The following is a 24,920-nucleotide window of genomic DNA, read 5'->3' on the forward strand; positions in this document are numbered from 1 at the left end:
AGGAGTTAAGTAGCTAATGATTGCATTATTTGACGAACCGACTTGGATAGTTCATCCGATGAATGCGCGGTCTTTTGAGATAAAGTTTCAGTCGCTTTAATCTCATCACCTATGGAAGTAAACATTTCTTGAACGTTGTTACTCACTACCCGTTGCTCTTCAGCCGTAGCAGAGTTTTGGGTGTTCATTTTGTTGATTGATTCAATTGCTTGGCTTATTTTACTGATGCTGACACCTGATTTGTTCACGTTATCAACACAGCTAGTGACTTGAGTCATTGATTTTTGAGTGACATTTTCAGCTTCAATTGATTCGGCTTGGAGCTTGTCAATGGTCGCTTTTATTTGCTCCGTTGACTCTTGAGTTTTAGTGGCCAATGAGCGGACTTCATCGGCTACCACCGCAAAACCACGACCTTGCTCTCCAGCACGAGCTGCTTCAATCGCAGCGTTTAACGCCAGCAGGTTGGTTTGTTCGGCGATACCGGTAATGACCTCTAAAATACTGCCAATTTCATTGGAGGCTTGACGAAGGCTCGATAAGCGGGAAACCACGTTCTCTAAGCCATTGGCTAATAAATTAATATCGGAAATGGTATCCTCGATTAAAGACTGAGATTGCACTGTTTCTTTACTAACGAGTGATGTTTCATCAGCGGTTAATTGAACATTTTCGGCGACTTCAGAGACGCTGGCAATCATTTGCTCAAATGCGCTTTGCATCCCGGTTATTTCACGGCCTTGGTTGGCTAACGAATCATTGGTTTGCACCGCGACTTCCGCCGCATCTATACTTAAGCTGGTTAAATCTTTTGAAGAGTGTCTAACCCGTTCTAAAATCGTTCGAGTTTGACCTTGGCTCATTTTTAAATGGGTTTTAAGTTGACCAATACCGCTAGTATCATCAGCATAAAGTTCATTGAGGGTCTTTGAATTGATATATTGAGTTGATTGTTTTACTAATTGGCGATAATTTGACAGTAAGCTTCGTGCGACTAGTGCCATAACAGCTCCTGAGGCTAAGGTAAGCCCAAGCGCGACAGTGCTGCTCAAATTTAAGCTGAAATTAGCCACCGCAGGTATGGCACCGGCTAACAAGGCAAGCGCAGGCATCGAAGTGCTTATGTCAATATCTTTAATGTTGACCCGAGATTTTCCTTTATTAAGCCGAGCATATAATTTTTGAGCTAATGCAACTTCATCTCTGCTCGGTTTGGTGCGTACTGATTGATAACCTATTACTTGGCCATTTTCTTTGATTGCCGTTACAAAGGCGTTAACCCAATAATGGTCACCATTTTTACGGCGGTTTTTCACCAAGATCATATAAGGCTGGTCAGTTTTCAGGTGGTGCCACATTTCTGCGAAAACGGCAGAAGGTACATCAGGATGGCGAACTAAGTTATGATCTGCACCATCAAGCTCGGCGCGAGTAAAACCTGAGTAGTCAAGAAAATCCTTGTTATAAAGGGTGATTTTACCCTGCAAATCGGTTGTTGAAATAAGCAGCGCATCATCGGTTAGCATATGCTCATTATTAGTGATCGGTAAATTAGTTCTCATGCTCATCCTTGATGTTTTTTAACCGCCAAAAAATATCGATATAAGACTTTATAAATAAGACTCTTTATAACCGATACTTTCGATAATACTGTGATAACTCATTATCACAGTTAGCTCATTTGTGATAAACCCAACATCGCACTAAATACGCGAGTGTTCAAGGCTATTTAATAATTAAATGGTCGCATCGTTAGCGTATAAATGTGATTTAGCTTAATATATCGCTCTCTTGTCCTTTATCTAGCATCGTCATCTAATCAGTAGCCATATGAGTGAATTAATCCAACAAGTTGAACAAAGTTTTGCTGTTAATGGCGCATTATCGCAAGCGATTGACGGCTATCAACCACGTGAAGCGCAAACGAAGATGGCTGTCGCCATTTGCACCGCGATAACGCAACAGCAACAATTGGTGGTTGAGGCCCAAACTGGCACCGGCAAAACGTTTTCTTACTTGGTTAGTGCTATTTTAAGCGGTGAAAAGACAATTATTAGCACTGGTACAAAAGCCTTGCAAGAGCAGCTGTTTCATAAAGATTTACCGCTGGTACGCAAAGCTTTAAATAAGCCATTGAAAGTGGCCTTGTTAAAAGGTCGCAGTAATTATTTATGTATTGAACGACAAAAAAAAATCGCGGCCCAAGGCGCCAGCAGTCATCCACAAATTGAAGCCGACCTGAGTCAGATTAAGCGTTGGTCAGCCCATACGGTCTCTGGTGACTTAGGGGATGTGCCCGGTTTGTCGGAAGCGTCATTAGCTTTGCCTTTAGTGACATCGACTGCTGATAACTGTGCCGGACGCCAATGTAGCTATTATGATGATTGTTATTTGTTGCGAGCGCGACGCTTAGCGATGGATGCGGACTTGTTGGTGGTCAATCACCATTTGTTTTTTGCCGATATGGCCTTAAAAGATACGGGTTTTGGTGAACTAATTCCCCAAGCTGGCTTGATTATATTTGATGAAGCGCATCAGATACCTGATATTGCATGTGGTTATTTTGGTCAGTCTATTTCGACGCGCAGTTTCAAAGAATTGGCTAAAGATGTGAGTTATGTTTATCACAGCGGCCTCAAAGATACTAAGCAGCTACTCAAGGCCGCGCAAATTATTGAGCGTTGCAGTGATCAGTTGCGATTGTGTTTTTCTCATCACGGCGAGCGCGGTGATTGGGCACAAGCGATGCAGCGTAAGGACGTTACTAGCGCTTTTGAGCAGCTAACAATTAATGTCGACTTTCTCTATCAAGTGATAAAAATATCATTATCTCGCAATGATCAATTAGACAGTTGTTTTGAGCGATTAATTGAACTAAAGGCTAATTTGGCGTTGTTTGAGCAGACCAGTAAACTCGGTTTTAGTTTTTGGTATGAGGCGAGCCGGCAGCATTTACAACTTAATATTAGCCCATTGTCGATTTCAGATAAATTTAAGCAACATACAGCACAATATCAGGCCAGTTGGGTTTTTACTTCGGCGACCTTGCAAGTAGACAATAATTTTAGTCATTATCAAGCTCAGCTAGGCATTGAGCAGGCCAGTACTTTAGCACTCGACAGTCCGTTTGATTATCAAGCGCAATCGCTTTTTTGTGTGCCGCGTTATTTGCCTGAGCCTAATCATCCCCAGTATACCGACCAGTTAGTGCAATTGATTATGACTGTGTTAGAAGCGAGCGGTGGCGGGGTTATGGTGTTGGTGACAAGTTATTCGACCTTAAACCGATTGCACAAGTCGCTCAGCGGTAAAATTAGCCAGCGTTTATTAGTGCAAGGAGATGACAGCAAACAGCAATTGTTGCATGATTTTTGTCACGACGGCAATGCACTATTATTAGCAACGTCTTCATTTTGGGAAGGGGTTGATATTAGAGGTAATGCCTTACGATGTGTTATTATCGATAAATTGCCGTTTGCATCACCAGACGAGCCATTACTGAAAGCGCGTTTGCAAGATTGCGCCAAAAAAGGTCAAGATGGTTTTGCTGCGGTTCAAATTCCGCAGGCCGTGATTGCACTAAAACAGGGGGCTGGCCGGCTTATTCGTGATGGCAGTGACCAAGGGGTTTTCCTATTATGTGATACCCGGATTGTTACCCGGCCTTACGGTCGCACCTTTTTACAAAGTTTACCTGATATGAAACGCACGCGAGACTTAAAGCAAGTGATTACATATCTAGAACAATTATCTAACAGTGAAGAATAAATGTCTGAAAAAATATTAATTATAGATACCTCAACCGAAGCATGCTCGGCTGCTTTATTGATTGATGGCAAAGTGACTAGTCAGTTTGAGGTGGCTCCTAGAATCCACACTAAGTTAATTTTACCGATGATTGATGGCCTACTACAGCAAGCTAAACTAGAAGTCAGCGCTCTGGATGCTATTGCATGGGGCCGCGGGCCTGGCAGCTTCACCGGAGTTCGTATTGGCAGCGGTATTATGCAAGGGTTGGCTTTAGGCAGTGATAAACCCGTGATCCCTATTTCAACTTTAGCGGCGATGGCTCAACAAGCCATTGAGCAGCATAATGCTCAGTACGTGATGGCCGCAATTGATGCGCGCATGGGCGAAGTTTATTGGGGCGTTTTCCACAACATCGATGGTATTGCGACGTTAGTCGGCATCGAGCAGGTGATTGCACCTGAAAAATTAGCACAGCTGCAATTTGAAAAAAGTCAGTATTATGCTGTTGGTACGGCATGGCAAGCTTACCCGCAATTACTGAGCTTAGCGACAATTGAACCGCTCGAGCAGATCTTATACCCGGACGCCAAATACATGACAGCATTAGCCCTGCAGCAGTGGCAAGCGGGACAAGCTATTGATGTCGAAGCGGCAGCACCGGTTTATTTACGTGATACAGTAACGTGGAAAAAATTGCCTGGTCGTGAGTGAAAACGCCGGTACTGGTCTGGTCATGGTGGCTATTATTTGTTGATAGACGTGTTAATATATTTTTATGTACATTACTAACCACAATATTGGTGGCTATCAAAGACCCTCTACCAGTACCGCCCAACATGCTAAGGTCGCGGTAGATCCAGTTGAATCTATACCACCTACCGCTGGTGGAATAAAAGCTGACGTCACTAATTCAGTGACAAAAACGCCCGTTAACCCGTCAAATTCCTATCAGCAACCCCAGAATAAACCCAAGCAAGAGCCGTTATTTCGCGAGCCGCTGCCGCAAGATTTCGATTTTGAACAGGCTGCCAGTTCTGGGGTTGACAATAAAACTGTATACGACCAACCATCAGGGGCTAATCGTTTTGCAATTGCCAGTTATCAGCAAGTGGTTAATGCACCCAAACGAGAAGAAATTCAACGCCTAGTCGGTATAGATACCTTCGCTTAACATATCATCTATTAGCACTGTGATTAGTTCACTTACATCGGGCCTACCTTAATGAATCAACGACTTTTATTTATCATATATTGTGTAATTGCCGTGGTAATAACTTACATACCGGTGATCGGCATCGGTTTTAAATGGATTGAAACAATTTTTCATGAGTTGTCTCATGCGATTATGACCGTGCTAACCGCGGGGCAGGTTATCGAGTTTAAATTAGAGCTCAGTGGTGCTGGTAGGGTGATATCACGTGGCGGTTTAGACGTGGCGATTGCCTTTTCTGGTTATGCTGGTGCTGCTGTTTGGGGCTTTTTATTGTTTCAGGCCGGATATCGGCGGCGAATTATTCAGACGACCTTAGCACTATTAATTGTTATATTTTGTGTGATTTTAATTTTATGGGTTCGCGATCTGTTAACTGGCGTAATTTTGGGCGCGGCCATTGGATTATTTAGTTTGATGTTACGAAACGAGCGCGGACGGCTTTTAAATTGGATCAGTCAACTGATTGGCGTTACAGTATTATTTAATGCGATTAAAAGCCCGTTGTATTTGCTGATCCCAAATATGACAGGTGATGAGGCACTACTGGCAAGCATTACCTACATTCCTGAATTTGTATGGATAATTTCTTGGTTTAGTTGGGGCGTCTATTTGTTGATTAAAATGTGGCAGTTAAGTGAGAAAAACATATAAATGAAAACATTAACATTTGATTTACCCCATATCACTTTAGGGGGCGTTAGCTGGGGAAATGAAAGTGCGACCAAAATAATCGCGTTGCATGGTTGGTTAGATAATGCCGCAAGTTACATCCCGCTATCGAGTCACGTGTCACAGTATCACTTTATCGCCATTGATTGGCCGGGGCATGGATTTTCAAGCCATAGACCACCAGGTGTGAATTATCAACTGCTTGATTATGTTTACGATTTATACTGCTTAATTGAGCAGCAAGGTTGGGGCAAGGTCCATATCGTTGGGCATTCACTGGGCGCCATTGTTGGTTCTATTTTTGCCGCTAGCTTCCCTGAACTTGTCGATCGACTGGTGGTCATAGAAGCGTTAGGGCCAATGGTCGCGGACGCTAATAAAACTCAAGAGTCGATTCGTAAGTCGATAATCGCTCAGCGTAATTTAGTTAATAAATCAAAACCGGTGCACCCAACCGCTCAAAGTGCGGTTAATGCGCGCTTTCATGTCAGTGATTTTAGTCTTGAGATTGCAAGAGTATTAGTAATGCGTGCGATAGAGCCGATAGCGGGTGGTTATACTTGGCGCAGTGATATACGATTACGATTAATTTCTCCGTGGCGGATGACTGAGGAGCAGGCACAAGACGTTGTGGCTAGTATTAAGGCTAAAACGTTATTAATTATAGGTTCGAATGGTTTACCAATGGTTAAAACAAGTTTGCAATATCGTGGTGGCTTGATTGACGATCTTTCGGTGGTGGAGTTAGCTGGTGGTCATCATGTTCATATGGAACAGCCACAGCTAACATGGTCGGCGATATCGTCACATCTGTTACTGTAACTTGTTGATAATTAAAAACGAACGTTTGTATTATTTTGAAATTAGTATACTTTAGTGTAAAAACTCTAAAATATACTGTCAATTACTAGGTGGTTGTGGGAATATTAAACACGTGTTCTAACGGCCACGGCCGATATTAACAACAATTATAATAACACCGGTTAATAAACATAAGGAATTTATTGTGGAAAAAATTTGGCTAAATAGCTATCCCAAAGATGTCCCTGCGACGATCAATCCTGACCATTATCAATCGTTAGTTGATTTATTCGAAGAAAGTGTAAATAATTTCAAGGATTTACCGTCGTTTTCAAATATGGGGCATTCACTTACTTATGGTGAATTAGACGAGTTAAGCCGTGACTTTGCTGCCTACCTTCAAAATGACCTGAAGTTAGTTAAAGGCGATCGCGTTGCGATTATGTTGCCTAATATATTGCAATATCCAATTGCGATGTTTGGGGCGTTACGGGCAGGTTTGGTCGTCGTTAATGTTAATCCTCTTTATACCCCGCGAGAGCTAAAGCATCAACTAAATGACTCTGGCGCTAAGGCTATTGTTGTTGTATCTAATTTCGCCAATACCCTTGATAAAGTCATTAATGATACGGCAATCGAACATGTTTTAGTGACAAACTTGGGCGATCAGCTTAAGCCATTTAAGCGAGTACTGGTTAATTTTGTTGTTAAATACGTCAAAAAGATGGTGCCAGCTTATAACTTGCCTCAAGCGATATCGATGCGTGATGCATTGGCCAAAGGCCGCACTAGTGAGTATGTTAAACTAGAAATCACCGGCGAAGATCTCGCTTACCTTCAATATACTGGCGGTACCACTGGTGCTTCTAAAGGCGCAATGCTGACACACCGGAATATGGTTGCTAATCTTGAGCAAGCATCGGCTGGTTTTGGTTGTATTATCACCCCAGGTAAAGAAATAATAGTGACGGCGTTACCGCTGTATCATATTTTTGCTTTAACAGCTAACTGCTTAATGTTTATGAAATATGGCGCGCAAAACCTGTTGATTACCAATCCGCGTGATATACCTGGCTTCGTCAAAGAATTATCTAGGGTAAAGTTTACCGCTTTAACTGGGGTTAATACCTTGTTTAATGCGTTATTAAATAATGACGACTTTGCTAAATTAGATTTTTCTCACCTAAAACTAACGCTTGGTGGCGGCATGGCCGTGCAACGAGCTGTCGCCGAAAAATGGCAACAGGTAACTAAGACCTTTTTACTGGAAGGTTATGGCTTAACTGAATGTTGCCCTTTGGTCACGATTACGCCGCATAATGCGACCAGTTTTAGTGGCAATATTGGCTTGCCATGTTCTTCGACGGATTGCCGGATTGTTGATGAACAGGGCAAGGAAGTCGCTATTGGTGAATCTGGCGAATTACAGGTTCGAGGACCCCAGGTGATGCAGGGGTATTATAATTGTCCCGAAGAAACGGCTAATGTCATGAGCGGTGAGTGGTTTGGTACCGGTGATATAGCGGTGATGGATGATCAAGGTTTCTTTAAAATCGTCGACCGTAAAAAAGACATGATCATCGTGTCTGGCTTTAATGTTTTTCCTAATGAAGTGGAAGATGTTTGTGCAATGCACCCCCATGTCCTTGAAGTTGCGGTTGTTGGTATTCCTAAGGGTACATCAGGCGAGATGATTAAAGTTTTTGTGGTCAAAAAAGACGATAAACTCAGTGAAAAAGAGTTGATCGCACATTGTCGAGAGAACCTTACTGCGTATAAAGTGCCTAAGTTGGTTGAATTTCGTGATGAACTACCGAAAACTAATGTTGGAAAAATCCTGCGCCGGGAATTACGTGAACAAGAATTGGCTAAACTAAAGCAGCCGAGTTAATCGTTTTTTATTACTGACAATTAATGCGCAGTTATTGATATTGCGTTAATATAGCTAGCCATTATGGCTAGCTTTTTTTTGGACTTTCTTTTGGTTAAATACACTTATATAGATACTCAGCAAGCACTCAACGATTTATGCTTGGGCTATTTAGAGGCCTCGGTCGTTGCGGTTGATACAGAATTTGTACGTGAACGTACATTTTCAGCAAAATTAGGCTTGCTACAAGCTTATGATGGTAAAACCTTAGCGTTAATAGATCCGCTAGCGATAGCTGACCTTAGTCCTTTTTGGGCTATTTTAACCGATCCTAATATCGTAAAAGTGCTGCACGCCGGCAGTGAAGATTTCGAAGTTTTTAGAAATTATGGTCAGTTGACGGTTACTTCTATTTTTGATTCACAGGTAGCCGCTGCACTCACGGGTCAAGGTTCTAGCCTTGGCTATGGAAAGTTGATTGAAAATCAACTTGATATATTACTTGATAAAGGCGAATCACGCACCAACTGGTTAGCACGACCACTGTCTAGTGCGCAGCTGCAATATGCGGCTAATGATGTTTATTATCTTTATCAGGTCTATTTCAAATTGATAGAGCAATTGCAGGCCAATGGTAAAACATCCATTTGTGAGCAAGAGAGTCGCCGTCTTTCGATTAAAGTATCAACGAGTAATGCTCAAGATAAGTATTTAGATATAAGTGGTGCATGGCAACTGGTACCTGAGCAACTCGCTGTATTACAGCAATTGACGCAATGGCGTTATCAAGAGGCGCTCAAGCGTGATTTAGCCTTAGGGTTTGTACTTAAAGACGCTGAATTATTAGCTATTGCCAAGGAAACACCACAGCATTTATCGCAGTTGAAAGCGTTGCAACAAATACACCCGATGGTTGTGAAACGCTACGGAAATAGAATTCTCCAGTTAGTCGAATCAGGTATGAATCAAGAGTTTTTACCGCAAAAATTAACGCGTTTGGTAGATTACCCGTGTTACAAGCAACAATTTAAAGCGATAAAATCATTAGTGGAAAAAGTGGCTACTGAGAGTGATATACCTAAAGAGATGATTGCATCGAAGAAACTTATCCACGAAGTATTGAGTTTTTATTGGAAAAAAGAGCTTAATAACCAAACTCAGCCGGTTCTATTTAGTGGCTGGCGGCACGAGGTAGTGGGTCAAGAGATTCAACAATTGTTGATTAACACTGACGGTGCTATGGCCAAGTTATAAGCTATTGGCGTTTTTGTTGCGGTAATCTTAGTTAGTCCATGGGCTTATCATGGACTAACTAATGCTGAGGCGCCGGTTATTTTCGGCTTGGATCCGGCAAAGTGACATTGAGTTCTAGCACTGCTAGTTCGTCACTGTTATCGAATTCGACACTGACTTGATCTTCAGATATGTTTACATACTTTGCGATCACAGCCAATATGTCCTGCTTTAACATCGGTAAATAGTCAGGGCTTGCTCGACCGTTACGCTCGTGTGCGACAATAATCTGTAATCTTTCTTTAGCTAATGACGCCGTATTGTTCTTGGGACTGCGAAAGTAATCTAATAGGGCCATCTTAGCCTCCAAATAAACGTTTTAGTAGCCCTTTCTTCTCGGCTGTTAAGAATCTAAAATTAACTTCTTCTCCAAGTAAGCGAGAGATAGCGTCGGTATAGGCTTGGCCTGCATCACTGTTGGTATCATGGATGACTGGTTCGCCAGAATTAGAGGCTTTTAACACCGCTTGTGACTCAGGAATAACTCCGAGTAACTTAATCGCCAGAATATCAACAATATCATCAACACCTAACATTTCGCCTTCATCTACGCGAGTGGGGTTATAGCGGGTAATAAGTAGGTGCTCTTTGATTGGCTCTCGGCCTTGCTCCGCACGTTGTGATTTACTTTGTAAAATACCTAAAATTCGGTCTGAATCGCGCACTGAAGATACTTCAGGGTTAGTTGTTACTATGGCTTCATCAGCATAATATAGCGCCATCATAGCCCCTGCCTCGATACCAGCGGGCGAGTCACAAATAATATAGTCAAACTTTTGTTTTAATTGTTCAATAACTTTACCAACACCTTCCTTCGTTAGTGCATCTTTATCGCGTGTTTGGGATGCCGGCAAAATGAAGAGTTCTTTAACTCGTTTGTCTTTAATTAATGTTTGAGTAAGGTTCGATTCACCGTTAATTAAATTAACAAAATCATACACAACTCGGCGCTCACAACCCATGATCAAATCAAGGTTACGTAAGCCAATATCAAAATCGATAATAACAGTTTTAAAGCCTTTTAAGGCAAGGCCAGTGCCGATTGCTGCACTGGAGGTTGTTTTACCAACCCCACCTTTTCCTGAGGTAACAACAATAACTCGAGACATCTAGTTAATTCCTTTAATTTAACATGGTGATAAGAGGCTCAATGGTAAGCTGCTCTTGATCTAATTTGACTACGCCTGATTTTTTCCAGGTCGATGATTGTAATGATTCACTTAACCAATAAGTTCCCGCTATTGACACGAGCTCAGCTTCTATTGATTGACTAAAAATTGCTGCTTGCTTATTGCCTGATGCGCCGGCGATGGCACGGCCGCGTAATGAACCATATATATGAATATTACCGTCGGCAATGACCTCTGCACCATTACTGACCGAACCAATGATGACTAAATCACCATCTTTGGCATAAATTTGTTGACCAGATCGAACATTTTGTCTTACAACTTTGGTTTGGTGTAAGATTGGATCTGATACTATAGCTTTTTCAGGCTCTGCGACGACAGTTTCTTGCGGTTTAATCGTCGACTTAGATCCTGTATGTTGATGTTTAGGTTGATTAAGTACAGCTAAACCAGCAAGGCGAGCCTGCTTCTTTTGAGCTGCGGAACCATTACAGATACCAACACAAATAAAATCGTTTTGCTCTACGACGCTTTTTAGTGTAGCAAAGTCTAAAGTATCCTCAGTTATTTTTTCGATATTGATGACCAAAGGGGCACGAAAAAAAAATGAAGGAGCCTGAGCAAGCTTATTGATTAACTGGCTTTGCAGTTTGGTAAAATCAGCATCATCGAGCTGTAATACCGATAGTGGAAAAAGGCTGCCTTTTAACTCAGCACTTGCATTAGACATTAACAATTAACCCCGAAACGAAAAACATATGAATTCTTAATTATTTTTTACCACTGTCATGTTATATTTTCACATACCAAGTAGCAAGGCACCAACACAGGTTTTTAATCCCCTATGATATGTTCAGTTTATAAAAGTACCAAAAAAGCAGATACCTTCCTCTATATAGCGAAAAGAGATGATTTTTCTCCCGTGCCAAAGCAACTAATGAGCACTTTTGGGCGGCCAGTATTTGTTATGATGTTCTCGCTAGCTAAGCGCGAGCTATCGATTGCTAATAAAGACAAAGTAATCGCACAAATTAAGGAGCAGGGCTTTTATTTACAAATCCCGCCGCCCGTGGTCGATTTACTTAAAGAATTCAAACAAGATAATAGTCCTCAGCCATAAATAGAGTCGAGAAACAACAGATGCGTTACGTTAGCCTTTTTATTATTGGTTTTATCTCCATGTCTAGTCATGGTCAGTCACGAGATTCTTTTGTTCAATTTGTCAAACAATTGCGGCTAGAAGCAATTGAACTTAATATTTCAACCGTAACGGTTGAGCAATCTTTAGCCAAAGTTAAGCAATTTAAGCGGGCTGTATTTCATGGCCAGCGAACCAAGCCGCTAGAATCATCGTTAGAGGCTTATTTAAAAGCTGAAGTACCACGATGGAAAGTTGAAAAAGCCCGCCAGTTGTTTAAAGAGCACGGCGTGTTATTGCAAAAAATAGCAGAAAAATATCAAGTTCAACCTCGTTTTATTTTAGCTATATGGGGCATTGAAACCGGCTTTTCTAAAAAACTAAGCAGCTATCCGGCGATGTCAGTTTTAGTTTCTTTAGCTTACAATGAGCCGAACAATACAGCATTACGGCAACAAGTTTTTTTAATCCTTACTGCTTTAGATAAAGACGTCAGTCGTCACGTTGATTTTCGTAGTGACCGGTCCGGGCGGTTAGGCATGATAAATTTCTCAGTACTTAACTATTTAAGTAGCGCTCAAGATTTCGATCGTGATGGCTTTTCGGATGTTTGGCAATCTAATGCCGATGCATTCGCATCGGTTGCTCATTTTTTAGCGGAAAATGGTTGGGACAACCAGCAAACTTGGGGTCGTCAAGTCAAGCTACCTGCTAACTTTACCGCCAATGAGATTGGGCTTACTAAAAGTAAGACTTTGAGCCAATGGCAAAAATTAGGAGTGAAGCGTTTTAATGGTGAAAAATTGCCTCGCGTCAACATGAAAGCGAGTTTGGTGGCTCCAGACGGCCTTAATGGCCGAATTTATTTAGTCTATAATAATTTCAATACGTTACTTGTATGGAAAGATTCACCGTATTTTTCTAGCGCGGTCGGTTATCTCGCTGATCGAATCAAATTTCCACCTATTGAGTAATGATTACGGCTAGCAACCTTTTACTTCACCGTTGTTACTGGTGAGCAATCGATGAATTTTAGCTTATTAATAGCCGTTTAATCGCGATTATAAGCAGACGCATTCTTCGAATATAAATAATGTAATTGCTCGATATTTAGTATAAGCTTCGCCGCTTTCTCGCCGGCAGGAGGTACTATGAGCGAACTTAAATTTTGGCAAACAACACCCATGGACCAATTGAGTGATTCGCAGTGGGAATCCTTATGTGATGGCTGTGGCAAATGCTGCCTTAACAAAGTGATTGATGATGAAACTGATGAACTATTTTTTACCAACGTTGCTTGCTCGCAATTAGATAGTAAGTCATGCCAATGTATTGATTATCCAAATCGTTTTAAATTAGTATCAGACTGTTTTAAAGTGACTTTAGCCAATCGTGAAAGCTTTGGCTGGTTACCAGCAAGTTGTGCCTATCGTTTACTTGATGAGGGTAAGCCGTTACCAAGTTGGCATCCTTTACTGGTAGGTTCTACTGAGCCAATGCATCGATTTGGCCAGTCTATTCGTGGTAAAATTATTAGTGAACAAGCGGCCGGAGATCTTGAAGATCATGTGGTAACTTGGCCGCTCGAATTTAAACCTTAAGGGATAAACTTGTTGCTAGGGCGCAAGCGGTTTACAACGACTACTGCAAGTACGAGCGTAAAACTGGCAAAGATAACGATCATCCATTGCGACATGCTGTAACCAGTGAAGGTCCAAGATATATCGGCGCAGTCGCCAGTAGCTCTGAAAAACAATGGCATGAGCTGATCGAGCTTTAGCCATTGAGGAAAGTTAGGCGCAAAATCGCAGGTGAAAAATGGCGATGGCGTCGTTTGAATTTCAACATGTTCAATCGCAATCAACAACCCTTTTATCGCACTATACCCCCAAAGCAGATAAGCACTGAAACGAAACACTGCTAGCGACGGTGCAATGGCGCCAATCAGACCGGCAGCGGCAATGCCTAGCATAGCTGTGCGTTGATAAATACACATCACACAGGGCTCTAATGCCATCACGTACTGAAAAAACAGCGCAACTAATTCAAAGCTGATGGCAACGCTCGACAATAATAGCCAAGCACAGCGTTTATTCGTCATGAAGTTTAAATAATTGAACATGAAGATCCTTTTACAACATAATTGAAGGGCAGATAAAACTGATGCTGCGCGGTATGTTATATCTTAATTAAATCGAAGTTAGTTGATACAGCCTTACCGACCAGCAAGGCTGTAATGGTGATTATTACGACTAGTGAGAGCTACCATCTGTTTGTTGTATTGCTTTGGTGCTGTGGTGCTGGATTAAGCCATTATCATAAAGCTTTTGGGTCGAATTTTCCAAGAAACCAGACTGAATGGTGATAAAGCCAACGAGCGATAAAACGATAGTATATGGAATTGCCATGTAGACCATCCGACCATAACTTAATCGAACCAGTGGTGCTAGGGCTGAAGTCAGTAAAAATAGGAAGGCGGCTTGGCCGTTCGGTGTGGCGACACTTGGTAAATTGGTGCCGGTATTAATCGCTACGGCTAACATGTCAAATTGATCACGAGTTATTTGACCACTGTTCAAGGCACTGGTAATTTGCTCGATATAAACGGTACCGACAAAGACATTGTCACTAACCATCGATAATAAGCCGTTAGCGATATAAAACATCACCAATTGCGTTGTGCCTTCGTAGCTTAATACCCAATTGACCACCGGGGTAAAAAGTCCTTGGTCGATAATCACCGCGACAATAGCAAAGAACACACCCAACAAAGCAGTGAAGGGTAAGGCTTCTTCAAAGGCTTTGCCCAGCGCATGCTCTTCGGTAATACCGTTAAAGGCTGTGGCCATCACAATGACCGACAAACCGATTAAACCTACCGCAGCCAAATGAAATGCTAATCCGATAATTAACCAAACTGCTAAAATCCCCTGAATAACTAATTTGGCATTGTCCTTACTTGTTCTATTTATATCTTGTTCTTTAGCATAATCGGCCAAAATTGTACGAACATTTTCAGGTAATTTAACGCCATAGGTAAACCAGCCAAATTTTTCAATCACGGCGCAAGTGATCATGCCGCAAATGAACACCGGGATAGTTACTGGAGACATTCTTATCGCAAATTCAATAAATTCCCAACTGGCTTTATCAGCAATGATTAAGTTTTGTGGCTCACCTACTTTGGTCATTACACCGCCCAATGCAGTACCAACACCGGCATGCATTAGTAAGTTGCGTAAGAAACCACGAAACTGCTCTAAATCGTCACGATGCGAAGCATGAAAGGTCTCGTCATCAGTGTGATCGTGATTATGACCATGTCCCTTGCCTGAAACTACTTTGTGATAGACCGAGTAAAAACCGATGATAACACTGATAATAACGGCGATTACCGTTAGTGCGTCAAGAAAGGCAGATAGAAACGCTCCAGCAAAACAAAATGATAACGATAAGACTATTTTAGATTTGATGTTGGTAATTAGTTTAGTGAAAGCATATAACAACAACTCTTTCATAAAATAAATGCCAGCGACCATAAAGATCAGCAAGAGCACTACTTCGATATTACCGACTATTTCGTGTAATACTTTATCTGAGCTGGTCATACCGATCGCAACGGCTTGAATTGCCAGTAAACCACCGGGTTGCAACGGATAACATTTTAACGCCATCGCTAAAGTGAATATAAACTCGATGACGAGTAACCAGCCAGCGGTAAAATGGTCAACAAGAAAGAATACAATAGGATTAATAATAAGAAATGAGATTATTGCAAGTTTGTACCATTTAGGTGAATTACCTAAAAAGTTCAACATAAATGCTTTACTAAGCGGCATAGACGGCATTGGACCCTCGCTCGATAAGTTGTTATTAGTATGTTAAAAGATATGGGATTCTACAATAACTCACACTTAATAACACTAGCTAAAAAGTCTCGGTCTGAACGAAAATCATACTAGAACTGTTGTGTTATTGTTTAATCTCGTGTCCATCTGGGTGCTAAATTCAAAAATTGAACGTTGCTATCATAATGGGTTTTGTAGCTAAAAGTTAGACTTACATCAAAATTGAGGTGATAAAGCGGTTAATAGCGTAAAAAATGGGCATAAATACGTTAAATCATAAAGTGGTATCAATTTATGGTAGCTCTGGTATCATTCTTTGGATTTTAATGACTTTACTTGAGCGTAACGATGATTTATAAGGCGCAAAGCCCAGCTGGGTTTGCAGAGGAGTATTTGGTTGACTCTATTTGGACCGGCCGTTTTCCTGCGGGGTCATTTTTACCCGCCGAACGTGAACTGTCCGAACTTATCGGTGTTACTCGCACGACGTTAAGGGAAGTTTTACAGCGTCTATCGCGTGATGGCTGGTTGACTATCAAACATGGCAAGCCAACCAAGGTCAATAATTTTTGGGAAACTGCAGGTTTAAATGTGCTCGTTACGATGGCACGCTTAGATCAAAGTGGTATTCCTGAATTAATCGATCAGCTGTTATCGGCTAGAACTAATGTGTCAGTAATTTACGTCCGGGCTGCATTTAAGCATAACCCAGATAAATCAGCAGAAATCATCAATAATTTTAATCAATTAGAAGATACTGCCATTGCTTATTCTGATTTCGATTACCGGATGCATCATCAATTAGCATTTGCCTCAAATAACTCAATTTATGTCTTAATCTTAAATGGCTTCAAAGATTTATATGGTCGAGTTGGTAAATTGTATTTCGAATCGGAAGAAGCCCGTCGCTTAGCCGATGAACATTATCGAGAACTCGCTCATTTAGCTCAACAAGGAAATTTTGAGCAAGTGATTAGCTGCGTTCGTCGATATGGCTTGAAAACAGGTAAGATATGGGCGGCATTGCGCGACCGCTTGCCGACCGATATTGTTGATTCTATAAGGTAGCCTCAGGCTTTTTGGCCGGGCAGCATTTAAGTAAATCAATGCTGCCATCTTCTTGTTTCTGTTGTAATTTAACTTCGAACCCCCACAAACGGTGCAAATGTTTAAGTACTTGTTCTGCTGATTTAGCCAGTGGAACTTGTTGCTGGGGATAATATCTAATAGTCAACGAGCGGTCTCCATCAACCTGTACATCATAGACTTGGATGTTCGGTTCAATATTGGCTAAATTGTATTGTTTAGATAAAGCCTCTCTTACCTTTTGATAGCCTTGTTCATTATGGATAGCCGTTATATCAATATGATTGAGCTGACTGTTGTCGGTGATACTAAATAATTTCATTTCACGCATCAGGTGTGGTGATAGAAATTGGCTGATAAAACTTTCGTCTTTAAAGTTCTTACAGGCAAAATGCAGGGTATCCACCCAATTACTGCCCGCAATGTCTGGAAACCAGTGTTTATCTTCCTCGGTCGGATCTTCGCAAATTCTTTTGATATCGCAAAACATTGAAAAACCTAAAGCGTAGGGATTAATGCCCGAGTAGTAGTCACTGTTGTAGGGTGGCTGATAGACAACATTGGTATGTTGATGTAAAAACTCTAGCATGAACTTATCGCTGACTTGGCCTTGGTCATAAAGGGTATTTAAAATTGTGTAGTGCCAAAAGGTCGCCCAGCCTTCATTCATCACCTGAGTTTGTTTTTGAGGATAAAAATACTGTGATATTTTTCGGACAATTCTGATAATTTCACGTTGCCACGATTGTAATAATGGTGCATTTTTTTCGATAAAATAGAGGATGTTTTCTTGAGGTTCGCTGGGGAATCGATCCTTTATTAGTTGGTTATCACTGTCTTTTTTAGGGATCGTACGCCATAAATCATTGACCTGACTTTGCAGATAATCTTCGCGGACTTTTTGGCGTTGATGCTCTTCGTGCATGGATATTTTACTCGGACGTTTATAACGGTCTACGCCCAAGTTCATCAATGCATGACATGAATCTAATAAATCTTCTACTTCATCAATTCCGTACTTTTCTTCGCAATCACTGATGAAATTTTTAGCAAAGAGCAAATAATCGATGATTGAGTCTGCATCGGTCCAGGTCGTAAATAAGTAATTATTTTTAAAGAATGAATTATGACCGTAACAAGCGTGAGCTATAACTAAGGCTTGCATTGTCATGGTGTTCTCTTCCATTAAATAAGCAATGCACGGATTAGAATTAATGACGATTTCATAGGCGAGGCCCATTTCACCACGTTGGTAACTTTGCTGGGTTTGAATAAATTTTTTACCATAGCTCCAATGAGCATAGCCTATTGGCATGCCAACACTGGAATAGGCGTCCATCATTTGTTCTGAGGTAATAACCTCTATTTGATTAGGGTAGGTATCGAGGCGATACTGCGCAGCTACCTCTTTGATTGCCTGATGATAAAGTTCCAATTTTTCAAACGTCCAGTCCGGGCTATCATCAAGCAGTTTTTTTGAATTCATAGTTCCTTCCTTATACGAGCTGTTTTTGGAACAATTCCCTGAATATCGGGTAAATGTCGCTGATTTGCGTAATGTGTTTTATAGCAAACTGCGGGTAAGTATCAGCTAATCGTTGATACTGTTGCCATAGCGATTGATGGGATCGGTTAGTTATTTCAATGTAACTAAAATGTCGGGCAATCGGTAATATTTTTTGACTTAAAATTTGGTGGCACAACGGGGTATCATCGGCCCAGTTATCGCCATCGGATGCTTGGGCGGCATAGACATTCCATTGGTCTTGCGGGTAGCGACTTTGCTGTATCTCATGCATTAATTTTAAGGCACTAGATACAATCGTCCCGCCAGTTTCTTGTGAATAGAAAAACTCATGCTCATCAACTTCTTTAGCTTGAGTGTGGTGGCGGATATAAATAACTTCAATTGTCTTATAGCGCCGAGACAAGAACAAATACAGTAAAATATAAAAGCGTTTGGCAATATCTTTAGTGGCTTGGTCCATTGAGCCTGAAACATCCATAATGCAAAACATGACCGCTCTTGATGAAGGAACGAACTCTTTGGCATAATTATTGAACATTAAGTCAAAGTCATCAATGAAGGGCACACGCTGCAGGCGTTTCTTCAATTGCTCAATATCTGTTTCTAGTTGCTCAATTTCAGTCGTGGGCGGTGGTGATAAAGCCAGTAAATGACTTATTCGTTGCTCGAGCGCCCTAATTTCTCGCCGCTCACTGCCGGTCATCGCAATACGCCGTGCCAACGACTTTCTTAATGACCTGACGATGTTTATGTTATTGGGTAATCCAACCGTTGAAAAACCACTGCGAACTCTTTTTTGTTCTAAAATATCGTTTATTTTATTTTTTTGTAAATTGGGCAGCTCTAAATCTTCAAATAACAAATCAAGGTATTCATCTTTAGAAATGTTAAATTGAAATTCATCTGCGCCTTCGCCGCTATCACTCGCTTCACCGCTGCCACCGCCTTGGCCCTGACCACCTTTTGGGCGGGCGATTTGATCGCCAGCCTGATATTGATCATTGCCGGGTAATACGCGTTCTTTTATACCGCCTTGACCTTGGTGGAAAAATGGTTCACCCAAGTCTTTGGTCGGAATACTAATACTTTCACCTGACGTTACGTCAGTGACTTCACGACTTGTCGCCGCGTCACTGACCGATTGCTGTATCTGTTTTTTGTAGCGACGGATAAAGCGTTGTCGATTTACCGAGCTCTTATTTTTACCATTGAGTCTGCGGTCGATAAAGTTAGCCATATCGCCTCCTGCTCTTGGTTATGAAGATTTACGAACTCTGAGATACCATTCGGTTAATAACCGCACTTGCTTCTGGGTATAACCTTTAAGCATCATGCGCTCAACAAAGTCGGCGTGTTTTTGCTGGTCATCATTAGAGGTTTTGTTATTAAAGGAAATAACAGGCAGTAAGTCTTCGGTATTAGAAAACATTTTTTTCTCTATGACAGTCCTGAGTTTTTCGTAACTAGTCCACAGTGGATTGTTGCCTGAATTATTGGCTTTGGCTCGTAATACGAAATTGACAATCTCATTGCGGAAATCTTTTGGATTGCTAATGCCAGCAGGTTTTTCAATTTTCTCTAATTCGTCGTTTAATGCACCGCGATCGAATAATTGACCTGTTTCGGGATCGCGATATTCTTGATCTTGAATCCAAAAATCGGCATAGGTTACATAACGGTCGAAAATGTTTTGACCATACTCGGAATAAGACTCGAGGTAAGCAGTCTGAATTTCTTTGCCGATAAATTCGACATACTTAGGGATAAGATAGCCCTTGAGGTGCTCTAAATATTTTTCAGCAACATCTTCAGGAAACTGTTCTCTTTCTATTTGCTGCTCTAAGACATAGAACAAATGGACTGGGTTAGCTGCCACTTCATTTTGATCAAAATTAAATACCCGAGATAATATCTTAAACGCAAAACGAGTGGATAAACCGCTCATACCCTCAGTGATGCCTGCATTATCCTTGTATTCCTGCAATGATTTGGCTTTAGGATCGGTGTCTTTTAGAGTTTCACCATCATAAACCCGCATTTTAGAATGAATACTTGAATTTTCGGGCAGATTAAGTCGCGACAAAATACTAAATTCGGCTAATATTTTTAAGGTGTCAGGGGCACATTGTGCCTGTGAAAGCTCAGAAGTAGCTAATAGCTTATCGTAGATCTTTATTTCTTCGGTAACCCGTAAACAATAAGGTACTTGCACTATATAGACTCGGTCTAAAAAGGCTTCATTGTTTTTGTTCATTCTAAAAGTTTGCCACTCTGACTCATTTGAGTGGGCTAGGATAATCCCAGTGAATGGCATGGCAGAGATGCCTTCAGTACCATTGAAATTACCTTCTTGCGTTGCTGTTAATAATGGATGCAGCACCTTTATTGGCGCTTTAAACATCTCAACAAACTCCATTAAACCTTGGTTTGCGCGGCACAATGAACCTGAGTAGGCATAAGCGTCGGCATCGTCTTGTCCGAAATGTTCGAGCTGGCGAATATCGACTTTACCAACTAATGCTGAAATATCTTGATTGTTTTCATCACCAGGTTCGGTTTTTGCGATTGCTATCTGATCTAAAATAGAGGGATAGGTTTTAACAACCCGAAACTGACTAATATCGCCACCGTATTCGTGAAGGCGTTTAACAGCCCACGGAGACATAATTGTTTGCAGGTAACGATGTGGGATATTATATTCAGATGCTAATATGTGGCCGTCTTCTTGCGGATCAAAGAGGCATAACGGATGATCATTAACAGGGGAGCCCTTAATCCGGTAAATAGGTTTTTTTTGCATTAAACTTTTTAGTTTTTCGGCTAATGAAGATTTGCCGCCACCGACTGGCCCGAGTAAATACAGGATTTGTTTCTTTTCTTCTAGCCCTTGGGCTGAGTGTTTTAAATAAGAGACGATTTGATCTATCGCATCCTCCATCCCGTAAAAGTCTTTAAACGGTTGGTACCTATTGACCAGACGATTTGAAAATATCCGGCTTAGTCTTGGATCTGTTGCTGTATCTACAACTTCAGGCTCGCCAATCGCAAGTAATAATCGTTCTGCTGCTGAAGCATAAACAGAGCTGTCAACTTTACACAGCTGCAAAAACTCTTGCAGGCTGTACTCTTCTTCCTTGGTGGTTTCATAGCGATTCTGATAATGGTCAAATATTGTCATCGTATTCCCCTCTATGTGCCATAGCCAGTTCTACAATTACCGTTTGTGCAATGACTGGTTTAAAATCCTTTCTTAACCCAAGGTATAAAAAAAACATTAAGAAATCTAGTTATTTGTAATTAAGTCACACTTAACCACTGCCCTAAACTTGTCATCTTAACGATTAGACCTTTGGTCGAAACATTAATTTCATTTATTTTATGTACTAAATAAAAGTTTAGTTTAAAGTAATGAAAAGACTAATTTTTTCGTATGTTTTTATTGGCATAAAAAAAGGGCTCAAATGAGCCCTTTTAAAATATGGAGAAAACGTTGCTGGTTTAATGCAGCTTATGCAGCGAAGTTTTCGCTGGCGAATTTCCAATTGATCAATGCCCAAAAACCAGCTAGGTAGTTAGGACGAACGTTACGGTAATCAATGTAATACGCGTGTTCCCAAAGGTCTACCGTCATTAATGGAGTAAGGTTCTCATCCGTTAAAGGCGTTGCAGCGTTACTCGTATTAACAATCGCAAGGCTACCGTCAGAATTTTTAACTAACCAAGTCCAGCTAGCGCCGAAATTGTTTACTGCGCTGTCATTAAATTTAGCTTTAAATTCTTCAACTGAACCAAATGAAGCATTAATTGCAGCTAGCAGTTCACCCGTTGGCTCGCCGCCGCCATTTGGGCTTAGGCTGTTCCAGTAAAACGTGTGATTCCAAATTTGTGCAGCGTTATTAAATACTCCACCTTGAGAGGTCTTAATTAATTCTTCTAGTGACTTATTTGCAAGGTCGGTACCTTCAACTAAACCATTAAGCTTTGCAACGTAAGTTGCGTGGTGCTTACCGTGATGAAACTCTAGTGTTTCTTGTGAAATGTGCGGCGCTAATGCATCGATTGCGTACGGTAAAGCTGGTAGTTCGAATGACATGGATAATCTCCTGATTATGAGCTGCCTTTTGGTTAAGGCTAACATTTTTATATTCTCCCCATATAATACATCAATAAATTGATTTAGGTCAAAAATGAATGTAGTCTTGCGCTTGATTTACAATGGTTTAAATCCCTAGCAAGATAGGGGTTTTGTCTTAGGTAATGACAGCGTACAATAGCTAGCACTTTTGATGAGTCATCCACTCAAACCGTGATTGCCTAAGGAATTAACAATGGAAACAATCGACAAAATTAAACAGCAGATTTCTGAAAATCCAATTATTTTGTATATGAAAGGCTCGCCTAAATTACCTAATTGTGGTTTTTCATCTCAAGCGTCACAAGCCGTGATGAGCTGTGGTGAAAAGTTTGCATATGTTGACATTTTGCTAAACCCAGACATCCGTACTGAATTGCCAAAATTTGCTAACTGGCCAACTTTCCCACAATTATGGGTTGATGGCGAGTTAGTGGGCGGCTGTGATATTATTTTAGAGATGTATCAGCAGGGTGAATTAGCACCACTGTTAAAAGAAACAGCTGAAAAATACCCAAGCCAAGATTAAAAATTTATTATTTTGTACCACCAAACGGAGATTATTATGAGCGTATTAGTAGGTCGTCCTGCACCAGACTTTACAGCAGCAGCAGTATTAGGTAACGGCGAAATCGTTGATTCATTTACACTAAGTGAAGCAATTAAAGGGAAAACAGCAGTTCTTTTCTTTTACCCATTAGACTTCACATTCGTGTGCCCATCAGAGCTTCTTGCTTTTGATCACCGCATGGCTGAATTTGATAAGCGTAATGTTGTAGTGATCGGTGTTTCTATTGATTCACAGTTCTCTCACAATGCATGGCGTAACACTCCAGTAAATGACGGCGGCATTGGCCCTGTTAAGTACACCCTAGTTGCTGATGTTAAACACGAAATCTGTAAAGCATATGATGTTGAACATGCAGAAGCTGGTGTTGCACTTCGTGGTTCATTCTTAATTGATGAGAACGGTAACGTTCGTCACCAAGTAGTAAATGACTTGCCACTTGGCCGTAACGTTGATGAAATGCTTCGTATGGTTGATGCACTTCAATTCCACGAAGAGCACGGTGAAGTTTGTCCTGCTGGCTGGAAACAGGGTGATAAAGCGATGACTGCTTCTCCGCAAGGCGTTGCTGACTACCTAAAAGAGAATGCTGACCAGCTATAAGCGTTACATTTTTTTAAGGCCTTGCTAGTTTTGCTAGCAAGGCCTTTTTTTGTCTATTTTCTATGGAGAGGGTTCTTTTAATATCCTACTTGGCTAGTTTTCCTAACTAGTGAGCACGACAAGCTTCTTTTCCCTTGTAACTATCAATTTAGTTGACCACTACACAATCATGAATCTTACTTATAGAAAAGTTATTGTAATAGCTGTTTATCAGTGACTGAATTAACAATTGAGTGTTAACAATCGATATCTATCTTGAGTAAACTTTCCTTAAGATGGATATAAACTCACAATTTAATAGCGAAATATATATTTGTTAGCTAACTTTAGTGTGCGATGAGATATTTATTAAAAGGAGATCCAGTGTTTTCATTCTCAAAGAATTATAAACCACAATGCTCAGTACTCATGGTATGCATGGCTAATATCTGTCGCTCTCCGACGGCTGAAGCGGTGCTAAAGCAGCGATTAAAGGCAACCAACGTTAGAGTTAAAGTTGATTCGGCTGGCACCTTAAATTATCGTAAAGGTACTCGACCAGATTCTAGATCGGTTAAAGCCGGCTTAGCACGGGGATACAACTTATCGAAGATCCGTTCGCGCATGATAACACCACAAGATTTCGAGACTTTTGATTTTATTTTAGCGATGGATAAAGACAATTTAATAGAGCTTCAGGCTAAATGCCCGCCACAGTACCAGTCTAAGTTAGGTTTGTTATTAAGTTATGGTAATGGTAATGAGTTAGAAGTACCAGATCCGTATTACGGCGGCAGTAAGGGCTTTGAAATGGTATTGGACCTGATTGAAAGCGCCACTGAAGGATTAGTGGGAGAGATTACAGCACGTCATAGGTGCTGGTCGTAGGTGATAGCTAAAGTGGTCTAATTATTCTGGAGAGTGTTTTAGCTACAAATAATTTAAAAAACGGATAAGCAAACCGGAGTAATATTGCTCCGGTTTGCTAGTCTTGCCTTAATTAACGGCTTTAGCTAGGGTAGTTTGTGCACTAGCGCTGCTAGTAGCTCCAATACTTCCTGCAGGTTTATTACTACGGTGAAATGCTAAACGTTGTTCGCTTGGCATTGTTTTTACCTCAGTAACCGTTGCGTTAGCAGCGATAGGTGTTGGTTTTGTCATTGGTGCGCTTGCACTGCCTGTTAGTTGCTGAGTATTTAGCGGGCTATTGATAGCAGCTACAGGTGCTACTTCAACAGTTGCTTCAACTTCAGGTGCGGCTACTTCGACAATTGATTCAACTTCAGGTGTTGCTACTTCGACAATTGCTTCA

Annotated in this window: 25 protein-coding genes; 14 read left to right on the forward strand and 11 right to left on the reverse strand. The window is 41.1% G+C overall.

The window, feature by feature from the left end:
* Nucleotides 1–5: 5 nt before the first annotated feature.
* On the reverse strand, nucleotides 6–1,562 hold the full coding sequence (locus tag HRU23_16440) for a methyl-accepting chemotaxis protein (GenBank protein ID NRA55728.1): 1,557 nt from the start codon (nucleotides 1,560–1,562) through the stop codon (nucleotides 6–8).
* 268 nt (nucleotides 1,563–1,830) lie between these two features.
* Between HRU23_16440 and HRU23_16445 the strand changes: the two genes are divergently transcribed.
* The 7 genes from HRU23_16445 (at nucleotide 1,831) to rnd (ending at nucleotide 9,557) form a co-directional block, all read left to right on the forward strand.
* Nucleotides 1,831–3,768 (forward strand): ATP-dependent DNA helicase, encoded by a 1,938-nt coding sequence (locus tag HRU23_16445; GenBank protein ID NRA55729.1) that lies wholly within the window; start codon nucleotides 1,831–1,833, stop codon nucleotides 3,766–3,768.
* Nucleotides 3,769–4,461, forward strand: coding sequence for a tRNA (adenosine(37)-N6)-threonylcarbamoyltransferase complex dimerization subunit type 1 TsaB (tsaB, locus tag HRU23_16450; GenBank protein NRA55730.1), 693 nt, complete (start codon nucleotides 3,769–3,771; stop codon nucleotides 4,459–4,461). It begins immediately after the preceding gene.
* Between the two features lie 64 nt (nucleotides 4,462–4,525).
* Nucleotides 4,526–4,921 (forward strand): hypothetical protein, encoded by a 396-nt coding sequence (locus HRU23_16455; protein NRA55731.1) that lies wholly within the window; start codon nucleotides 4,526–4,528, stop codon nucleotides 4,919–4,921.
* 51 nt (nucleotides 4,922–4,972) lie between these two features.
* On the forward strand, nucleotides 4,973–5,614 hold the full coding sequence (locus tag HRU23_16460; GenBank protein ID NRA55732.1) for a M50 family metallopeptidase: 642 nt from the start codon (nucleotides 4,973–4,975) through the stop codon (nucleotides 5,612–5,614).
* Nucleotides 5,615–6,454: an alpha/beta hydrolase gene (locus HRU23_16465; protein ID NRA55733.1), complete on the forward strand. Its 840-nt coding sequence runs from the start codon at nucleotides 5,615–5,617 to the stop codon at nucleotides 6,452–6,454.
* A 184-nt stretch (nucleotides 6,455–6,638) separates the two neighbouring features.
* Complete coding sequence (fadD, locus tag HRU23_16470) at nucleotides 6,639–8,324, forward strand: long-chain-fatty-acid--CoA ligase FadD (GenBank protein NRA55734.1); 1,686 nt, start codon at nucleotides 6,639–6,641, stop codon at nucleotides 8,322–8,324.
* 90 nt (nucleotides 8,325–8,414) lie between these two features.
* Nucleotides 8,415–9,557, forward strand: coding sequence for a ribonuclease D (gene rnd / locus HRU23_16475; protein ID NRA55735.1), 1,143 nt, complete (start codon nucleotides 8,415–8,417; stop codon nucleotides 9,555–9,557).
* A 76-nt stretch (nucleotides 9,558–9,633) separates the two neighbouring features.
* Here rnd and minE read toward each other — a convergent pair whose 3' ends face one another.
* Genes minE through minC form a run of 3 tightly spaced genes read right to left on the reverse strand, consistent with a single transcriptional unit; the run spans nucleotide 9,634 to nucleotide 11,456 of the window.
* Nucleotides 9,634–9,894: a cell division topological specificity factor MinE gene (gene minE, locus HRU23_16480; protein ID NRA55736.1), complete on the reverse strand. Its 261-nt coding sequence runs from the start codon at nucleotides 9,892–9,894 to the stop codon at nucleotides 9,634–9,636.
* Between the two features lies 1 nt (nucleotide 9,895).
* On the reverse strand, nucleotides 9,896–10,705 hold the full coding sequence (gene minD / locus HRU23_16485) for a septum site-determining protein MinD (GenBank protein NRA55737.1): 810 nt from the start codon (nucleotides 10,703–10,705) through the stop codon (nucleotides 9,896–9,898).
* A gap of 13 nt (nucleotides 10,706–10,718) precedes the next feature.
* Nucleotides 10,719–11,456 (reverse strand): septum site-determining protein MinC, encoded by a 738-nt coding sequence (gene minC, locus HRU23_16490; protein ID NRA55738.1) that lies wholly within the window; start codon nucleotides 11,454–11,456, stop codon nucleotides 10,719–10,721.
* 114 nt (nucleotides 11,457–11,570) lie between these two features.
* Here minC and HRU23_16495 point away from each other — a divergent pair, with 114 nt between their 5' ends.
* The 3 genes from HRU23_16495 (at nucleotide 11,571) to HRU23_16505 (ending at nucleotide 13,465) form a co-directional block, all read left to right on the forward strand.
* A complete protein-coding gene (locus HRU23_16495) occupies nucleotides 11,571–11,846 on the forward strand; it encodes a YcgL domain-containing protein (protein ID NRA55739.1) in 276 nt (91 codons plus the stop codon).
* Between the two features lie 20 nt (nucleotides 11,847–11,866).
* Complete coding sequence (locus HRU23_16500) at nucleotides 11,867–12,838, forward strand: lytic murein transglycosylase (protein NRA55740.1); 972 nt, start codon at nucleotides 11,867–11,869, stop codon at nucleotides 12,836–12,838.
* Between the two features lie 177 nt (nucleotides 12,839–13,015).
* Complete coding sequence (locus tag HRU23_16505; GenBank protein NRA55741.1) at nucleotides 13,016–13,465, forward strand: YcgN family cysteine cluster protein; 450 nt, start codon at nucleotides 13,016–13,018, stop codon at nucleotides 13,463–13,465.
* On the opposite strand, the gene dsbB is transcribed toward HRU23_16505, so the two are convergent.
* Both dsbB and nhaB read right to left on the reverse strand, forming a co-directional pair.
* Entirely contained in the window at nucleotides 13,462–13,986 is a 525-nt protein-coding gene (gene dsbB, locus HRU23_16510; protein ID NRA55742.1) for a disulfide bond formation protein DsbB, read from the reverse strand. The genes HRU23_16505 and dsbB overlap by 4 nt on opposite strands.
* A gap of 130 nt (nucleotides 13,987–14,116) precedes the next feature.
* Nucleotides 14,117–15,712, reverse strand: coding sequence for a sodium/proton antiporter NhaB (nhaB, locus tag HRU23_16515; GenBank protein ID NRA55743.1), 1,596 nt, complete (start codon nucleotides 15,710–15,712; stop codon nucleotides 14,117–14,119).
* Nucleotides 15,713–16,060: 348 nt separating this feature from the next.
* On the opposite strand from nhaB, the gene fadR reads away from it, so the two are divergent.
* Nucleotides 16,061–16,780 (forward strand): fatty acid metabolism transcriptional regulator FadR, encoded by a 720-nt coding sequence (fadR, locus tag HRU23_16520; GenBank protein ID NRA55744.1) that lies wholly within the window; start codon nucleotides 16,061–16,063, stop codon nucleotides 16,778–16,780.
* Here fadR and HRU23_16525 read toward each other — a convergent pair.
* The 4 genes from HRU23_16525 to HRU23_16540 all read right to left on the reverse strand — a co-directional run bounded on the left by HRU23_16525 (nucleotide 16,770) and on the right by HRU23_16540 (nucleotide 22,419).
* A complete protein-coding gene (locus tag HRU23_16525) occupies nucleotides 16,770–18,284 on the reverse strand; it encodes a SpoVR family protein (GenBank protein NRA55745.1) in 1,515 nt (504 codons plus the stop codon). The two genes, fadR and HRU23_16525, sit on opposite strands and share 11 nt — an antisense overlap.
* Nucleotides 18,285–18,294: 10 nt before the next feature.
* Nucleotides 18,295–19,563: a YeaH/YhbH family protein gene (locus HRU23_16530; protein ID NRA55746.1), complete on the reverse strand. Its 1,269-nt coding sequence runs from the start codon at nucleotides 19,561–19,563 to the stop codon at nucleotides 18,295–18,297.
* A gap of 18 nt (nucleotides 19,564–19,581) precedes the next feature.
* Nucleotides 19,582–21,504 (reverse strand): PrkA family serine protein kinase, encoded by a 1,923-nt coding sequence (locus HRU23_16535; GenBank protein NRA55747.1) that lies wholly within the window; start codon nucleotides 21,502–21,504, stop codon nucleotides 19,582–19,584.
* A 330-nt stretch (nucleotides 21,505–21,834) separates the two neighbouring features.
* Nucleotides 21,835–22,419 carry a superoxide dismutase [Fe] gene (locus tag HRU23_16540; GenBank protein NRA55748.1) on the reverse strand — a complete coding sequence of 195 codons (585 nt, stop codon included), beginning with the start codon at nucleotides 22,417–22,419 and terminating at the stop codon, nucleotides 21,835–21,837.
* A 235-nt stretch (nucleotides 22,420–22,654) separates the two neighbouring features.
* On the opposite strand from HRU23_16540, the gene HRU23_16545 reads away from it, so the two are divergent.
* From HRU23_16545 to HRU23_16555, 3 genes are all read left to right on the forward strand, one after another.
* The gene (locus HRU23_16545; protein NRA55749.1) at nucleotides 22,655–22,987 is read left to right on the forward strand and encodes a Grx4 family monothiol glutaredoxin; all 333 of its coding nucleotides are present in this window, start codon (nucleotides 22,655–22,657) and stop codon (nucleotides 22,985–22,987) included.
* A gap of 36 nt (nucleotides 22,988–23,023) precedes the next feature.
* The gene (locus HRU23_16550; GenBank protein NRA55750.1) at nucleotides 23,024–23,629 is read left to right on the forward strand and encodes a peroxiredoxin C; all 606 of its coding nucleotides are present in this window, start codon (nucleotides 23,024–23,026) and stop codon (nucleotides 23,627–23,629) included.
* Nucleotides 23,630–23,965: 336 nt separating this feature from the next.
* The gene (locus HRU23_16555; GenBank protein ID NRA55751.1) at nucleotides 23,966–24,496 is read left to right on the forward strand and encodes a low molecular weight phosphotyrosine protein phosphatase; all 531 of its coding nucleotides are present in this window, start codon (nucleotides 23,966–23,968) and stop codon (nucleotides 24,494–24,496) included.
* A 108-nt stretch (nucleotides 24,497–24,604) separates the two neighbouring features.
* On the opposite strand, the gene HRU23_16560 is transcribed toward HRU23_16555, so the two are convergent.
* Nucleotides 24,605–24,920 (reverse strand): hypothetical protein (locus HRU23_16560; protein NRA55752.1); only part of this gene is annotated, 316 nt, incomplete at its 5' end.

Source organism: Gammaproteobacteria bacterium (assembly GCA_013214945.1).
Taxonomy (GTDB): Bacteria; Pseudomonadota; Gammaproteobacteria; order Enterobacterales; family Psychrobiaceae; genus Psychrobium.

Excerpts from the sequence above, each read along its gene's own strand:
- HRU23_16440 (NRA55728.1), bottom strand. The coding sequence starts at position 1,562 with ATGAGAACTAATTTACCGATCACTAATAATGAGCATATGCTAACCGAT.
- HRU23_16445 (NRA55729.1), top strand. The coding sequence starts at position 1,831 with ATGAGTGAATTAATCCAACAAGTTGAACAAAGTTTTGCTGTTAATGGC.
- tsaB (NRA55730.1), top strand. The coding sequence starts at position 3,769 with ATGTCTGAAAAAATATTAATTATAGATACCTCAACCGAAGCATGCTCG.
- HRU23_16455 (NRA55731.1), top strand. The coding sequence starts at position 4,526 with ATGTACATTACTAACCACAATATTGGTGGCTATCAAAGACCCTCTACC.
- HRU23_16460 (NRA55732.1), top strand. The coding sequence starts at position 4,973 with ATGAATCAACGACTTTTATTTATCATATATTGTGTAATTGCCGTGGTA.
- HRU23_16465 (NRA55733.1), top strand. The coding sequence starts at position 5,615 with ATGAAAACATTAACATTTGATTTACCCCATATCACTTTAGGGGGCGTT.
- minE (NRA55736.1), bottom strand. The coding sequence starts at position 9,894 with ATGGCCCTATTAGATTACTTTCGCAGTCCCAAGAACAATACGGCGTCA.
- minD (NRA55737.1), bottom strand. The coding sequence starts at position 10,705 with ATGTCTCGAGTTATTGTTGTTACCTCAGGAAAAGGTGGGGTTGGTAAA.
- minC (NRA55738.1), bottom strand. The coding sequence starts at position 11,456 with ATGTCTAATGCAAGTGCTGAGTTAAAAGGCAGCCTTTTTCCACTATCG.
- HRU23_16495 (NRA55739.1), top strand. The coding sequence starts at position 11,571 with ATGATATGTTCAGTTTATAAAAGTACCAAAAAAGCAGATACCTTCCTC.
- HRU23_16500 (NRA55740.1), top strand. The coding sequence starts at position 11,867 with ATGCGTTACGTTAGCCTTTTTATTATTGGTTTTATCTCCATGTCTAGT.
- HRU23_16505 (NRA55741.1), top strand. The coding sequence starts at position 13,016 with ATGAGCGAACTTAAATTTTGGCAAACAACACCCATGGACCAATTGAGT.
- dsbB (NRA55742.1), bottom strand. The coding sequence starts at position 13,986 with ATGTTCAATTATTTAAACTTCATGACGAATAAACGCTGTGCTTGGCTA.
- nhaB (NRA55743.1), bottom strand. The coding sequence starts at position 15,712 with ATGCCGTCTATGCCGCTTAGTAAAGCATTTATGTTGAACTTTTTAGGT.
- fadR (NRA55744.1), top strand. The coding sequence starts at position 16,061 with ATGATTTATAAGGCGCAAAGCCCAGCTGGGTTTGCAGAGGAGTATTTG.
- HRU23_16525 (NRA55745.1), bottom strand. The coding sequence starts at position 18,284 with ATGAATTCAAAAAAACTGCTTGATGATAGCCCGGACTGGACGTTTGAA.
- HRU23_16530 (NRA55746.1), bottom strand. The coding sequence starts at position 19,563 with ATGGCTAACTTTATCGACCGCAGACTCAATGGTAAAAATAAGAGCTCG.
- HRU23_16535 (NRA55747.1), bottom strand. The coding sequence starts at position 21,504 with ATGACAATATTTGACCATTATCAGAATCGCTATGAAACCACCAAGGAA.
- HRU23_16540 (NRA55748.1), bottom strand. The coding sequence starts at position 22,419 with ATGTCATTCGAACTACCAGCTTTACCGTACGCAATCGATGCATTAGCG.
- HRU23_16545 (NRA55749.1), top strand. The coding sequence starts at position 22,655 with ATGGAAACAATCGACAAAATTAAACAGCAGATTTCTGAAAATCCAATT.
- HRU23_16550 (NRA55750.1), top strand. The coding sequence starts at position 23,024 with ATGAGCGTATTAGTAGGTCGTCCTGCACCAGACTTTACAGCAGCAGCA.
- HRU23_16555 (NRA55751.1), top strand. The coding sequence starts at position 23,966 with ATGAGATATTTATTAAAAGGAGATCCAGTGTTTTCATTCTCAAAGAAT.